The organism is Streptomyces sp. NPDC056169, from assembly GCF_042268445.1.
GTDB lineage: Bacteria > Actinomycetota > Actinomycetes > Streptomycetales > Streptomycetaceae > Streptomyces.
In genome coordinates, this window is record NZ_JBHJUO010000008.1 from 92,993 (window position 1) to 107,219 (window position 14,227).

General features: G+C 71.9%; 11 protein-coding genes. 5 read left to right on the top strand and 6 right to left on the bottom strand.

The features are described from left to right. Window positions 1-51: 51 nt before the first annotated feature. Window positions 52-2,781, bottom strand: coding sequence for a phosphoenolpyruvate carboxylase (gene ppc, locus ACFC0G_RS14690; RefSeq protein WP_376402623.1), 2,730 nt, complete (start codon window positions 2,779-2,781; stop codon window positions 52-54). A gap of 237 nt (window positions 2,782-3,018) precedes the next feature. Between ppc and ACFC0G_RS14695 the strand changes: the two genes are divergently transcribed. The 4 genes from ACFC0G_RS14695 to ACFC0G_RS14710 all read left to right on the top strand — a co-directional run bounded on the left by ACFC0G_RS14695 (window position 3,019) and on the right by ACFC0G_RS14710 (window position 8,431). Further along, window positions 3,019-4,011, top strand: coding sequence for an acyl-CoA desaturase (locus tag ACFC0G_RS14695; protein WP_376402626.1), 993 nt, complete (start codon window positions 3,019-3,021; stop codon window positions 4,009-4,011). Further along, the gene (locus ACFC0G_RS14700; RefSeq protein ID WP_376402628.1) at window positions 4,008-4,721 is read left to right on the top strand and encodes a TetR/AcrR family transcriptional regulator; all 714 of its coding nucleotides are present in this window, start codon (window positions 4,008-4,010) and stop codon (window positions 4,719-4,721) included. Before ACFC0G_RS14695 ends, ACFC0G_RS14700 begins: the two co-directional genes overlap by 4 nt. Before the next feature lie 256 nt (window positions 4,722-4,977). Further along, window positions 4,978-6,678 (top strand): FG-GAP repeat domain-containing protein, encoded by a 1,701-nt coding sequence (locus tag ACFC0G_RS14705; RefSeq protein WP_376402631.1) that lies wholly within the window; start codon window positions 4,978-4,980, stop codon window positions 6,676-6,678. Window positions 6,679-6,730: 52 nt separating this feature from the next. After that, a complete protein-coding gene (locus ACFC0G_RS14710; protein ID WP_376402634.1) occupies window positions 6,731-8,431 on the top strand; it encodes an FG-GAP repeat domain-containing protein in 1,701 nt (566 codons plus the stop codon). A 75-nt stretch (window positions 8,432-8,506) separates the two neighbouring features. Here the strand turns inward: ACFC0G_RS14710 and ACFC0G_RS14715 are convergent, their stop codons facing one another. Further along, window positions 8,507-9,340 (bottom strand): trans-aconitate 2-methyltransferase, encoded by an 834-nt coding sequence (locus ACFC0G_RS14715; RefSeq protein WP_376402635.1) that lies wholly within the window; start codon window positions 9,338-9,340, stop codon window positions 8,507-8,509. A gap of 163 nt (window positions 9,341-9,503) precedes the next feature. Here ACFC0G_RS14715 and ACFC0G_RS14720 point away from each other — a divergent pair, with 163 nt between their 5' ends. Next, window positions 9,504-10,001 carry a MarR family winged helix-turn-helix transcriptional regulator gene (locus ACFC0G_RS14720; RefSeq protein WP_024754861.1) on the top strand — a complete coding sequence of 166 codons (498 nt, stop codon included), beginning with the start codon at window positions 9,504-9,506 and terminating at the stop codon, window positions 9,999-10,001. On the opposite strand, the gene ACFC0G_RS14725 is transcribed toward ACFC0G_RS14720, so the two are convergent. The 4 genes from ACFC0G_RS14725 to galT all read right to left on the bottom strand — a co-directional run bounded on the left by ACFC0G_RS14725 (window position 9,960) and on the right by galT (window position 14,182). Continuing rightward, window positions 9,960-10,754 carry a LuxR C-terminal-related transcriptional regulator gene (locus ACFC0G_RS14725; RefSeq protein ID WP_376402640.1) on the bottom strand — a complete coding sequence of 265 codons (795 nt, stop codon included), beginning with the start codon at window positions 10,752-10,754 and terminating at the stop codon, window positions 9,960-9,962. The two genes, ACFC0G_RS14720 and ACFC0G_RS14725, sit on opposite strands and share 42 nt — an antisense overlap. Before the next feature lie 241 nt (window positions 10,755-10,995). Further along, window positions 10,996-12,144, bottom strand: coding sequence for a galactokinase (galK, locus tag ACFC0G_RS14730; protein WP_376402643.1), 1,149 nt, complete (start codon window positions 12,142-12,144; stop codon window positions 10,996-10,998). Next, window positions 12,141-13,139 (bottom strand): UDP-glucose 4-epimerase GalE, encoded by a 999-nt coding sequence (gene galE, locus ACFC0G_RS14735; RefSeq protein WP_376402645.1) that lies wholly within the window; start codon window positions 13,137-13,139, stop codon window positions 12,141-12,143. The genes galK and galE overlap by 4 nt, the downstream gene beginning before the upstream one ends. Beyond that, window positions 13,136-14,182, bottom strand: a complete 1,047-nt coding sequence (gene galT / locus ACFC0G_RS14740; RefSeq protein ID WP_376402648.1) for a galactose-1-phosphate uridylyltransferase — start codon at window positions 14,180-14,182, stop codon at window positions 13,136-13,138. Before galT ends, galE begins: the two co-directional genes overlap by 4 nt. Between the last annotated feature and the right edge of the window lie 45 nt (window positions 14,183-14,227).

Genomic DNA, 14,227 nt, shown 5'->3' on the forward strand with positions numbered 1-14,227 from the left:
CGGAGTCCGAGGATTCCGACGGGGGCACCGTCATGAGCGGGGGGGGGTGGATCAGCCGGTGTTGCGCAGGCCCGCCGCGACACCGTTCACCGTGAGGAGCAGGGCCCGTGCGAGCAGCGGGTCCGGGTCCGCGCCGCGCTCGGCGTCCGCGCGCTGGCGGGCGAGGAGGGCGACCTGGAGGTAGGAGATCGGGTCCAGGTAGGCGTCGCGGATGGCGAAGGTCTGCTGGAGGACCGGGTTGGAGTCGAGCAGCGTCTCGCCGCCGGTGACCTTGAGGACCTCGGCGACCGTCAGCGCGTGCTCGGCCTCGATGGTGTCGAAGACGTGCTTCAGCTCGTCGGGGACCAGGGTGTCGACGTAGTGGCGGGCGATCCGCAGGTCCGTCTTCGCGAGCGTCATCTCGACGTTGGCGAGGAAGTTCCGGAAGAAGTGCCAGTTCCCGTACATCTCGCCGAGGACCGCGTCGAGACCGGCCTCGCGCAGGGCCTTGAGGCCCGAGCCGACGCCGAACCAGCCGGGGACGATCTGCCGGGACTGCGTCCAGCCGAAGACCCACGGGATGGCGCGCAGTCCGTCGAGACCGGCACCCGAGTCGGGGCGGCGCGACGGGCGGGAGCCCAGGTGGAGGTCGGCGAGCTGGTCGACCGGGGTGGCCGCGAAGAAGTACGAGGGCAGGTCCGGGTCCTCGACGAGCTTGCGGTACGCGGTGTGCGCGGCGTCCGAGACGGTGTCCATGGCCGCGTCCCAGCGGGCGAGGGCCTCGTCGGACTGGCGCGGGGAGGTGTGCAGCGCGGAGGCCTGGAGGGTGGCGGCCACCGTCAGTTCCAGGTTCTCCCGCGCCAGGGACGGGATCAGGTACTTGTCGGAGATGACCTCGCCCTGCTCGGTCACCTTGATCTCGCCCTCCAGGGTGCCCCAGGGCTGCGCGAGGATCGCGGTGTGCGAGGGGCCGCCGCCGCGGCCGACGGTGCCGCCGCGGCCGTGGAAGAGGCGCAGGCGCACGCCGTAGCGGTGGGCGACGTCGCGGAGGCGACGCTGAGCGCGGTGGATCTCCCACTGGCTCGTGGTGATGCCGCCGAACTTCGACGAGTCCGAGTAGCCGAGCATGACCTCCTGGACGTCGCCGCGGAGCGAGACGAGGCGCCGGTAGGAGGGGTCGGCCAGCATGTCGTTGAGGATGACGTCGGCGGCCTTGAGCTCGTCGGTGGTCTCCAGGAGCGGCACGATGCCGATCTTGGCCCAGCCGGCGTGCAGGTCGATCAGGCCGGCCTCGCGGGCGAGGACGGCCGCGGCGAAGACGTCGTCGGCGCCCTGGCACATCGAGATGATGTACGACTCGATGACCTCGGGGCCGAAGCGCTCGAAGGCCTGCTTGATGGTGTGGAAGACGCCGAGGGTCTTCTCGCCCGCGGCGTCCAGCGGGGCCGGGGTCGGGGCGAGCGGGCGGCGCGAGCGCAGCTCCTTGGCGAGCAGCTTCTGCCGGTAGTCGCGGGGCATGTCCGCGTACCGCCAGGACTCCTCGCCGAGGCGGTCGAAGAGCTGGCCGAGGGCGTGGTGGTGCGCGTCGGCGTGCTCGCGGACGTCCATGGTGGCGAGCTGGAGGCCGAAGGCCGAGAGGGTGCGGATGGTGCGGTCCATCCGGCCGTCGGCGAAGAGGCCGCCGCGGTGCTCGCGCAGCGAGGTCTGGATCAGGGTGAGGTCGTGGATCAGCTCGGCGGTGCCGAGGTAGTCGCGGCCGTCCTGGTGCGGGGTGCCGGTGGCGAGGCGCTCGCGGGTGTTGACGAGCTTCTGCCGGATGCAGGTCGCCTTGAGGCGGTACGGCTCCTCGGCGTTGAGGCGCTTGTAGCGGGGGCTGATCTCCGGGAGGAGCTCCAGGTCGCGCTGGAGGGAGTCCAGGAGTTCCTGGGTGGCTCCGGTGTAGCGGATGGAGTTGGAGAGCAGTCCGCGCAGGTAGTCGACGAGTTCGAGGGCGTCGGTGATGCCGTGCTCGTGCTGGAGGATCAGGACGTCCCAGGTCACCTGCGGGGTGACGTTGGGGTTGCCGTCGCGGTCGCCGCCGATCCAGGTGCCGAAGGTCAGCGGGCGCGTCCCGGCGGGCAGTTCGACGCCGACGCGCTCCAGCTCGGCGGCGAGGTCCTCCAGGACGTCGCCGACGGCGTTGGCGTGCAGCTCGTCGAGGTAGTAGATGGCGTTGCGCGCCTCGTCGGCGGGCTCGGGGCGGACGACCCGGAGCTCGTCGGTCTGCCAGATGAGGTCGATGTTCTCGGCGAGTCGCAGGTCGTGGCGGCGCCGGTCGGCCTCGATGACCGGGGTCTCCAGGAGGGCGGCGATCCGGCGCAGCTTGTTGAGTACGGAGCGGCGGGCGGCCTCGGTGGGGTGCGCGGTGAAGACGGGGCGCACGTTGAGGTTCTTGACCGTCTCGCGGACGTGCTCGGGGTCGCCGTCCTTGAGCATGTCGGCGGTGCGGGCGAGGAGGCCGCCCTCGGCGGCGCGCTTCTCGCGCATCTCGCGGCCGCGGTGGACCTGCTCGGTGACGTTCGCCAGGTGGAAGTAGGTGGAGAAGGCGCGCACCAGCTTGGCTGCGGTCTCCAGCTCGACGCCCTGGAGCAGCTCGGCGGCGGCCTCGCCGTCCTCGCGGGTGAGGCGGCGGACCTTCTCGACGAGGTCGAGGAGCTCGTGGCCTTCCTGGCGGACGAGGGTCTCGCCGAGGAGATCGCCCAGTCGGCGGATGTCGGCTCGCAGCTCGGTGCTGGCGGTGGGGGTCTGGTCGGCACTGCTCACAGGTGCGGCTCCTTGCAGTGTTTGAGCACGTCTGGAGGGGTACTGGAGGCTTGCGGACCGCGCTGTCCGACGCACCCAGGATAGGTGTCCGCCGGGGCGGCGTGGCCAACGCCCCTCTCGTGCCCTCTTGCCGCGCGTCACGGCGCTGCCATACTTACGACGCCGTAGGTTACGGAAGCGTAGCCACGGCCTGGTTTTCCGCTCTTTCACCCTCACCCTCATCCCCAGGGGACACCCATGACCACTAGCCCCGAGGTGACCTCGGCGCCCGAGGCACCCGAGGCGCCCGTCGGCGCCACGGCCCTGCCCTCCGCCACGCTGGGCGGTGACAGCAAGGGATCGGCCGAGCAGATCGCCCTGGCGCTGTTCATCACCGTGCCGTTCGTGGCGCTGCTCGCGGCGGTGCCGCTGGCCTGGGGCTGGGGGGTGAGCTGGCTGGATCTCGGGCTGATGGTGGCGATGTACTACATCGGCTGCCACGGGATCACGATCGGTTTCCACCGCTACTTCACGCACGGTTCCTTCAAGGCGAAGCGGCCGCTGCGGATCGCGCTGGCGGTCATGGGCTCGCTGGCCGTGGAGGGTCCGCTCGTGCGCTGGGTGGCGGACCACCGCAAGCACCACAAGTTCTCGGACGCGGAGGGCGACCCGCACTCGCCGTGGCGCTTCGGGGAGACGGTCCCGGCCCTGATGAAGGGCCTGTGGTGGGCGCACATCGGCTGGATGTTCGACGAGGAGCGGACGCCGCAGCACAAGTACGCCCCCGATCTGATCAAGGACCCGGCGATCCGGGCGATCTCGCGCCAGTTCCTCTCCTTCACGATCCTGTCGCTGGCGATCCCGCCGCTGGTGGGCGGTCTGGTGACGATGTCGTGGTGGGGCGCGTTCACCGCGTTCTTCTGGGGCTCGCTGGTCCGGGTGGCGCTGCTGCACCACGTGACCTGGTCGATCAACTCGATCTGCCACGCGGTGGGCAAGCGTCCCTTCAAGTCGCGTGACCGCTCGGGCAACGTGTGGTGGCTGGCGGTGCTGTCCTGCGGCGAGTCCTGGCACAACCTGCACCACGCGGACCCGACCTCGGCCCGGCACGGGGTGCTGCGCGGCCAGGTCGACTCCAGCGCGCGGCTGATCCGCTGGTTCGAGCTGGCGGGCTGGGCGTCGGACGTGCGCTGGCCGGCGAAGGAACGCGTCGAAGCCCGGCGGCAGAACCCGTCCGCAGAAGCGGCATGATGGAAGACGTGGCGATCGACGGCAGTACCAGTGGCACCGGCGGCACCGACAGTGCCGGCGGCGGTAGCGGTGGCGAGCAGAAGCCCCGGCGTGGCCGCCGGGTGCGGATGACGGGCGCGGAGCGCCGGGAGCAGCTCCTCGACATCGGCCGCACGCTGTTCGCCGAGAAGGGCTTCGAGGGCACGTCGGTGGAGGAGATCGCGGCGAAGGCCGGGGTCTCCAAGCCGGTGGTGTACGAGCACTTCGGCGGCAAGGAGGGGCTGTACGCGGTCGTCGTCGACCGGGAGATGCGGCAGCTCCTGGACGGGGTGACGGGCGCGCTGACCGCGGGCCATCCGCGGGAGCTCCTGGAGCAGGCGGCGTTCGCGCTGCTCGACTACATCGAGAACTACACGGACGGTTTCCGGATCCTGGTGCGGGATTCGCCGGTGGCGCAGTCGACGGGCACGTTCGCCTCGCTGATCAGCGACATCGCCACGCAGGTCGAGGACATCCTCGGGATGGAGTTCAAGAACCGCGGCTTCGACCCGAAGCTGGCCCCGCTGTACGCGCAGGCGCTGGTGGGCAGTGTGGCGCTGACGGGCCAGTGGTGGCTGGACGTACGGAAGCCGGACAAGGCGGAGGTCGCGGCGCACCTGGTGAACCTGGCGTGGCACGGACTTGACGGTCTGGAGCAGAAGCCGCGGTTGATAGGGCATCGCAAGAACTGACCGGATCGTCCGGGTACATCCCGCCGAACAGGCGGACCGGACGGTCTGATTTCGAATGCGTTCAGTAAAGCTCTGGCGCGACATCCCCCCGTGGGTAGAATCCATTTCAACATCCAGGGGGGTGTTCCGACCGTCGGGCGAGGCCGTCTCCGCGTGCTCGCCTGAACAGGCGCTTGGCCTGCGCTGACACCGTTCGACGCTGCTCGAGCCCCCCAACCCGGTTCAGTCGAACCTCTGATCCCTGGGGGGGATCTCCTTGCGTTTCCGTAACTCCAAGCGCGCGGGCCGCATCGCCGCCTGCACCGCACTCGCCCTCTCCGCCGGCATGATCCTGGCGGGCCCTGCCTCGGCGGACGAGCCGGCGCCGACGCCGGCGGCCAAGCAGGTGGAGCGTTCCTTCGCGCCGCCTCAGCTGACGCACCCCAAGCAGGGCACGACCCGCGCGGGCGCGGCCGCCGCCGGGACCGCGTCCTCGCTGCCGCTCTCCGACCTGGACGGCGACGGCGCCGACGACCTCATCTACCGTGCCATCGACGGCGAGCTCTACTCGACCGCGCCGCTGGCGGAGGAGGAGTTCTTCGATCTCTACCGCTTCGAGGACGTCGCGACGGAGATCATCCCGATCGGCAACCAGGGCGGCGACACGGCCGAGCCCGAGGTGCTCGTCCTCTCCGAGAACGGCACGCTGAAGCTGTACACCGACGTCGGCCCGACCGGCACGCCGTACGAGAGCACGGTGGGCGGCGGCTGGCAGGTCTACAACAAGATCGTGTCGCCCGGTGACGTGAACAACGACGGTCGCGCCGACGTGGTCGCCCGTGCCAAGGACGGCCGGCTCTACCTGTACCTGGCCACCGGCGACCTGGACCGTCCGCTCGGCGGCCGGATCAGCGTCGGCGGCGGCTGGAACGCCTACGACCAGCTCGTCGGCGCCGGCGACGTGACCGGCGACGGCCGCGCCGACCTGTACGGCCGCGACCGCTCCGGCAGCCTCTTCTTCTACTCCGGCACGGGCAGCACGGCCGCTCCGTTCGCCGGCAAGAAGCTGATCGGCGGCGGCTGGGGCGCGTACAACCAGATCACCAACTTCGGCCAGGGCGTTCTCCTCGCCCGGACCAACGACGGCACCTTCTACACCTACGTCACCAGCTCCAACGGCACCCTCGCCGGGCGCCAGCAGCTCGGCAACCCGGGCGACGGCCTCGGCATCGTCCAGTTCTCCGGCGGCGGCGGCAACCCGTACACGGGCAAGGACACCCTCGTCGGGCGGACCGGCGCCGGCACGCTCAAGGGGTACTTCGCCGACACGACCGGCAAGCTGATCGCGGCCGGTGACCTGAGCGACCCGGGCGAGTACGCGGACAGCAGCTTCACGAACACGTCCTCGTTCAACTCGGACAGCTACTCCGACATCGCCGACGTCTGGAGCGACGGCAGCCTCTGGATCGACTACAGCCCCATCGGCAGCGGCTGGGGCGTCTACAACGCCCTCGTCGGCCCCGGTGACCTGAGCGGCGACGGCAAGGCCGACCTGCTCGCCCGCGACCGCTCCGGCGTCCTCTACCTGTACCGCGGCAACGGCAAGGGCGACGCCTTCGCGACCCGGATCCGGGTCGGCGGCGGCTGGGGCGGCTTCAACAAGCTCCTCGGCGCGGGCGACTACACCGGCGACGGCCGGGCCGACCTGCTGGCCCGCACCACCGGCGGCGAGCTGTTCCTCTACCCGGGCAGCGGCAACGCCAACACGCCCTTCACGACGCGCATCAGCGTCGGCCTCGGCTGGAACACGTACAAGCACCTCACCGCCCCCGGCGACCTGAACGCCGACGGCAAGGCCGACATCCTCGGTGTGACCTCGGCCGGTGACCTCTACCGGTACCTGAACACCACCCCGGGCAAGTTCGCCGGCCGTTCCAAGATCGGCAACGGCTACGGCATCTACAACTCGATGTCCTGACGCCCCCGGGCCTCTTTCCCCTTCTCCTGATCCCACCTTCCCAGGGAGACCTTTGCGTTCCGCATTCCTCGGGCGTACCCGCGCCCGCCGTGTGACCACCTGCACCGCGCTCGCCCTCTCCGCCGGCATGCTCCTCGCCTCGCCGGCCGTGGCCGAGAACGGCCCCCGTCCCGTCCCGGAGCACCCGCAGAGCGGTGGCACCGCGTTCACGAAGCTGGACATGACGCAGCCGGCGGTCGAGACGGGCTCGGCCCGCATCGCCGCCGCGACGGCGGCCGTGAAGCCGCGCTTCGACGTGAACGGCGACGGCTGGCCCGATCTGGTCTACCGCGGCCAGAACGGCCGGACGTTCACGTCCGCCGCGAGCAGCGAGTTCGAGACCTCCGAGGCGCTCCTCGACCTCGACCTCGTTCCGCTCGGCGACCAGGACGGCTCGGGCCGCCCCGAGCTCCTCACCGTCGGCAAGGAGGGCGTCGTCCGGCTGTACACCCACGCGACCACCGCCTCCGCCTCGTACGCGTGGGCGGGCAAGGGCTGGAACATCTACAACAAGGTGTTCTCGCCCGGCGACATCAACGGCGACGGCAAGGCCGACGTGCTCGCCCGCCAGCACAACGGCGACCTCTACTACTACCGCTGGACCGGCGGCAGTACGCCCTTCGCCTCCCGGGTGAAGGTCGGTCACAACTGGGGCATCTACGACCAGGTCGTCGGCATCGGCGACAACAGCGGCGACGGCCGCGGCGACATCGTCGCCCGGGCCACCGACGGCCGGCTGTTCTTCTACGGCTCCACCGGCAACCCGGCCGCGCCCTTCAAGGCCCCCAAGCTGCTCGGCCAGGGCTGGAACACGTACAACCAGATCATCGCCGCCGACGACCGCAACCACGACGGCCGCGCCGACCTGCTCGCCCGCGACCACAACGGCGCCATCCACGCCTACAGCGGCCTCGGCAACGGCACGTACACGGCCCCGGTAAAGCTCAACGGCGGCTGGACCCACGCGGACCAGTTCGGCGCGGCGGGCAACATCCCGACCGCCGGCCGGAGCGGGTTCCTCGCCCGCGACAAGGCCTCGACGCTCTTCTGGTACGGCGACACGAACACCGGCAAGCTCACCGCCCGCGGGCAGTGGGGCGTTACCAACGGCTGGGAGGGCGCGAACATCGTGTACGCCTCCGCCCTGGACGCGGGCGCCTTCGCCGACCTCCTGGAGGTCTACCAAGGCCACCTGTACAACAACGGTGAGACCGACCTCGGCGGCGGCTGGCAGATCTACAACCAGATCGTCGGCCCCGGCGACCTGACCGGCGACGGCAAGGCCGACCTGGTCGCCCGGGACCGTTCCGGCGTCCTCTACCTGTACCCCGGCAACGGCAACGGCACAGCCGTGGCCTCCCGTATCCGCGTCGGTGACGGCTGGAGCGCCTACAACCGCATCCTCGGTGCGGGCGACTTCTCGGGCGACGGCCGTACGGACCTGCTGGCCCGCGACGGCTCCGGCACCCTGTGGCTGTACAAGGGCACGGGCTCCAAGACCGCCCCCTTCGCCAAGCGCGTGAGCCTCGGCGGTGGCTGGGGCACGTACAACAAGCTGGCGACGCCGGGCGACCTGAACGGCGACGGCAAGGCCGACCTGGTCGCGGTCAACGCGGCGGGCGATCTGTACCGCTACCTGGGTACGGGCAAGGCCACGCTCACCCCCCGGGTGAACATCGGCCACGGCTTCCAGACCTACGCCGACCTGTACTAGAAAACGCTCACGGGCGCCCCGCACCGGTTCTCCGGTGCGGGGCGCCCGTGCTTAAGCGTCCGTGCGTCGAGGCGCTCACGCCGGCTTGTGCGCGACGGCGAAGACGCGGCGGAACGGGAAGACCGTGCCGTGCGGGCCCGGCGGGTAGGCCTGGCGGAGGCGGGTGCGGTACTGCGCGACGAACGCGTCGATCGCCTCGTGGTCGTCGCCCAGGGTCGTGAGGACGGGCCGCAGCGCCGTGCCCATCACCCAGTCGAGGACGGGGTCCTCGCCCTGGAGGAGCCGGCAGTAGGTCGTCTCCCAGACCTCGGTCTCGCAGCCGAGGTCGCTGAGCCGGGTGAGGTACTCGGCCGCGTCGAGGATGTGGACGAAGCGGCGGCCCTGGTCGCCGAGGCGGTCCCGCCACTCGGGGGTGTCGCAGAGCTCGCCGATGAGGGCGTGGCTGGGCGCGGTGAAGTTGCCGGGGACCTGGAAGGCGAGGGTGCCGCCGGGGCGGAGCCCGTCGATCCACGCGGCGAAGGACTCGGGGTGGTTCGGCACCCACTGGAGGGCCGCGTTGGAGACGATCAGGTCGTACGGCTCGTCGGGCGTCCAGTGCGCGGCGTCGGCGGGCCGGAAGTCGAGCCAGCCGCCGCCCCGGGTGGTGCCGGACCAGTCCTTCTCGGCGCGCTCCAGCATGTCGGGTGAGAGGTCGAAGCCGGTGATGTGGGCGTCGGCCCAGTGGTCGGCGAGGAGCGCCGTCACGTTTCCCGGGCCGCAGCCGAGGTCGGCGATGCGGGCGGGCCGGCCCTGGGCCGGCAGGCGCGGTATTCGGGCGAGCAGGTCGAGGAAGGGACGGGTGCGGTGGCCGGAGTGGCGGAGGTACTGCTGCGGATCCCAGGTTGGCGCGGCGGATTCCACGGAATGCATGTTCGAAGCCCCCTTGCTGGAACGAGTTGCCGAAGCGGAACGGTGTTCCGGCCCGGTCTCTTCCCCACACTCCGGGGAAATATATCTCGTAATCAAGATTCTTGAGATCGAGAAACTCGAACACAAGAGACTTTATGTCAACAGACCCTCTACACTGATCGTCATGGAGGACGAGGTCGACCGACTGGTCGCAGCATGGCGCCGCGAGCGCCCCGACCTCGACGTGGAACCGCTCGAGGTGCTCAGCCGCGTCTCGCGGCTCGCCCGGCACCTCGACCGCGCCCGTCGGCTCGCCTTCTCCGAGCACCAGCTGGAGCCCTGGGAGTTCGACGTCCTCACCTCGCTCCGCCGGGCCGGCGCTCCCTACCAGCTCTCTCCCGGCCAGCTCCTGACGCAGACTCTGGTCACCTCCGGCACCATGACCAACCGCATCGACCGGCTCACCAAGAAGGGCCTGGTCGAGCGGCTCCCCGACCCCAGCGACCGGCGCGGAGTCCTCGTCCGGCTCACCCCCGAGGGCCGCGACCGCGCCGACGAGGCGCTCGCCGGGCTCCTCGCCCAGGAGCGCGCCATCCTCGCGCAGCTCTCCCGCGCCCAGCGCGGCGAACTGGCCGCGCTGCTACGCCGGCTGACCGCCCCGTTCGACAACGTCCCCGGCTAGCGCCTGAGCGGGCGGGCCGTCCGCTTCCAGCGCCGCCGGGCCGACGCCCGCGCGGCGGGCCAGCGCCACCGCCGCGAGGGTCGAGTGGACGCCCAGCTTCCCCAGCACGTTCTGCATGTGCGTACGGACGGTGTGCGGGGAGAGGAAGAGCCGCTCGGCGACCGCCTTGCGGCCCAGGCCCGCGACCATGCAGCGCAGCACCTCCCGCTCGCGCGGGGTCAGCGCCTCCACGAGCCGCTCGCTGTCCGTCCGGTGCTTGCGGGCCGCCGTGAGCTCCCGCAGGACGCCCGTGAGCAGCGCGGGCGGCAGATGCGTCTCGTCCCGCAGCACCCCGCGCACCACCGCCAGGAGGCGCTGGAGCGAGCAGTCCTTCGCCACCCACCCGGAGGCCCCGGCCTGGAGCGCGAGCGCCGCCCTGCGCGGGTCGTCCTTCTCGGCGAGGACGACGGTACGGACGGCGGGCTGGGCCCTGCGCACCCCCGCGACCAGGGAGATCCCGTCGACGGCGGGCTCCGCCTGGTCCGGCACCGCGCGCGCCGCCGCGGCCCCGGTGGTCCCCGCTCCCAACTCGGCGTCGACGAGCAGCACGTCGAAGCGCCGCCCCTCCGCGATCGCGCGGTCCAGGCAGCGCAAGGCGGCCGGGCCGCTGCCCGCGGCGGAGACGTCGACGTCGGGCTCCGCCGCGAGAGCGGCGGCCAGCGACTCGGCGAAGATGCGGTGGTCGTCCACCACCAGGACCCGGATACGTGCCACGGACACCCCCAAGTGTCGAGGAACGGACCGGCGCGGGCACGGCGCCGGAGGCGGGTCCGCCGGTCGCGCGGCCGCCGCCGTGCGTTGACTGTTACCCCCGCTTGTGGCGCCGTACCCGGCAGGTCTCGACCCCTGAACAGCACCGGCCCCCACCGGCGCTGCCCCTCAGGTTAGGGGCGGGGCGTCGCGGCGGGGGCCGTTTGGCGGAACTGTCCGAAGTCGTACGTACGGTTGACCGGGTTCAGATCCTGCGCGCGCCCTCCGCGGGCACGGCGGGGAAGACCCCGGGGGCCGCGTACCCGGCCTCGGCGAAGGCCTTCCCGACGGCGGCGGTGACCGCCTCCGCCCGGTCGGTCTCGACCAGGACGACGGCCGAGCCGCCGAAGCCGCCGCCGGTCATACGGGCGCCGAGCGCCCCGGCCGCGTTCGCCGCCTCGACCACGAGGTCCAGCTCGGGGCAGGAGACCCGCAGATCGTCCCGGAGGGAGGCGTGGCCCTCGGTGAGGACCGGGCCGACGGCCCGGGTGTCCCCGGCGTCGAGCAGCGCGATCACGCGCTCGACCCGGGCGTTGTCCGTGACGACGTGCCGGACATAGCGCAGAACCGTCTCGTCGCTCAGGAGTGCGAGGGATTCGGGTAGGTGCGCGGCGCTCACGTCGCGCAGGGCCCGCACGCCGAGCGCCCGCGCACCCGCTTCACAACCGGCGCGCCGCTCCGCGTACGCGCCGTCCCCGAGCGCGTGCTTCACGCGGGTGTCGACGACGAGCAGCCGGAGCCCCTCGCCCGCCAGGTCGAAGGGGACCTGACGGTACGAGAGGTCACGGGTGTCCAGATGGAGGGCATGGCCCTCCTCGGCGCACGCGGAGGCCATCTGGTCCATGACCCCGCAGGGGACGCCGACGAAGGCGTTCTCCGCGCGCTGGGCGAGCCGCGCGATGTCGGGCCGGGAGAGCCCGAGGCCGAAGAGGTCGTTCAGGGCGAGCGCGGTGACGACCTCCAGGGCCGCCGAGGAGGAGAGCCCCGCGCCCGTCGGGACGGTCGAGGCGAGGTGGATGTCGGCCCCCGTCACCGGGTGGCCGGCCTCCCGCAGCGCCCAGACGACACCGGCCGGGTAGGCCGCCCAGCCGCCGCCGGAGAGCGGCTCCAGGGCGTCGGTCTCCAGCTGCACGATCCCGCCGTCGATGTCGGCGGAGTGCAGGCGCAGGATCCCGTCGTCGCGGCGGGAGACGGCGGCGACGGCGGTGTGCGGCAGCGCGAGCGGCAGCACGAAGCCGTCGTTGAAGTCGGTGTACTCACCGATGAGGTTGACCCGCCCGGGGGCGGCCCACACCCCGTCGGGGGCGGCGCCGTACAGCGCCTCGAAGCCGGCGGCGACACTCGTCGACGTCATGGCCGGACCCCCTCGGCGCGAAGGCGTGCGAAGGCCCAGGCGTCGGCGACCACGTCCGCCAGGTCCGGGCGGGACGGCGTCCAGCCGAGCCGCTCGCGGGCGGCCTCGGCGGAGGCGACCAGGGCGGCCGGGTCGCCGGGGCGGCGGGCGGCGGTGATCTCCGGGATCGGGTGGCCGGTGACCTTCCGTACGGTCTCGACGACCTCGCGGACGGAGAAGCCGTTGCCGTTGCCGAGGTTGCAGACCAGGTGCTCCCCCGCCGGCACGGTGTCCGCCGTCATCGCGTCGAGGGCGAGGACGTGGGCCTCGGCGAGGTCGGCGACGTGGATGTAGTCGCGGACGCAGGTGCCGTCCGGGGTCGGGTAGTCCTCGCCGTACACGGAGATGGCCTCGCGCTCGCCCAGGGCGACCTGGAGGACAAGCGGGATCAGGTGCGACTCGGGCGCGTGGCGCTCGCCGAGCGAGCCGTACGCCCCGGCCACGTTGAAGTAGCGCAGCGAGACGGCGGCCAGGCCGTGCGCGGCGCACTCCCCGCCGATCATGTGGTCGACGGCCAGCTTGCTCGCGCCGTACGGGCTGGTGGGCGCGGTCGGCGCGGACTCGGTGATCGGCACGGACTCCGGCTCGCCGTAGGTCGCGGCGGTGGAGGAGAAGACGAGCCGGCGCACCCCGGCCGCGCGCATGGCGGCGAGGAGGGCCATGGTGCCGCCGACGTTGTTCTCCCAGTACTTCTCGGGCTTGGCGACGGACTCGCCGACCTGCGAGAAGGCGGCGAAGTGCAGGACGCCGTCGTAACCGGAGTCCAGCCACCGTGCGGCGTCCTGGATGCGGCCCTCGATGAACTCGGCGCCGTCCGGGACGCCTTCGGCGAAACCGGTGGAGAGGTCGTCGAGGACGGTGACCCGGTGGCCCCGCTCCAGGAGGTGGGCGGCGACGACGCTGCCCACGTACCCGGCCCCTCCCGTCACCAGGTACTTCTTCGCGGTCGTGGTCATGCGGTGGCCACCTCTCGGATGCGTCGGGCCGCGTCCTCCGGCCGTACGTCGTTCATGAACGCGCCCATGCCGGACTCGGTGCCCGCGAGGAACTTCAGCTTGCCAGAGGCCCGTCGGACGGTGAAAAGCTCCAGGTGCAGTCCGAAGTCCTCGCGCCGCTCGTCCGTGAAGGGCGCCTGGTGCCAGGCGGCGATGTAGGGCGTCGGCGGCTCGTCCGGGCCGAAGAGCCGGTCGAAGCGCCTCAAGAGTTCCAGGTAGACCTGTGCGAACTCTGTGCGGGCGGCCTCGTCGAGGGCGAGCAGGTCGGGCACCCGGTGCTTGGGGTACAGGTGGACCTCGTACGGCCAGTGGGCGGCGTACGGCACGAAGGCGATCCAGTGCGCGGTCTCCAGGACCACGCGCTCGCCGTCGGCCCGCTCCCGGGCGACGACGTCGTCGAAGAGGTTCCGTCCGGTCGCGGCGCGGTGCTCGTCGAGACGGCTCCGCATCCGGGCCGTGCGGGGCGTGACGTACGGGAAGGCGTAGATCTGGCCGTGCGAGTGGGGCAGGGTGACGCCGATCTCCTGGCCGCGGTTCTCGAAGCAGTAGACCTGCTCGACGCCGGGCAGCGCGGAGAGTGCGGCGGTCCGGTCGGTCCAGGCGTCGAGGACGAGCCGGGCCCGCTCCTCGGTGAGGCCGGCGAAGGAGGCGGTGTGCTCGTCGGTGAAGCAGACGACCTCGCAGCGGCCGACGCCGCCGGAGAGGGACGGGAAGCGGTTCTCGAAGACCACCACCTCGTAGTCCGCGACGGGGATCTCGCTCTCGTGGCCGTCCCGGCCGCCGGGGCAGAGGGGGCAGGCGTCGGCCGGCGGCTGGTAGGTGCGGGCCTGCCGGTGCGAGGCGACGGCGACGGGGTCGCCGGTGAGCTCGTCGTACCGGATCTCGGAGCGGGAGACGACGGGGGTGAGGGGGCGCGGGTCGACGGCGTCGCGGACGGCGTCGTCGCGCGAGTCGTAGTAGATGAGCTCGCGCCCGTCGGCGAGCGTGGTGACGGTCTTCTTCACGGGGGTGCCCTCCGGGCGGGATCAAACAGAACCACGCACAAAGAA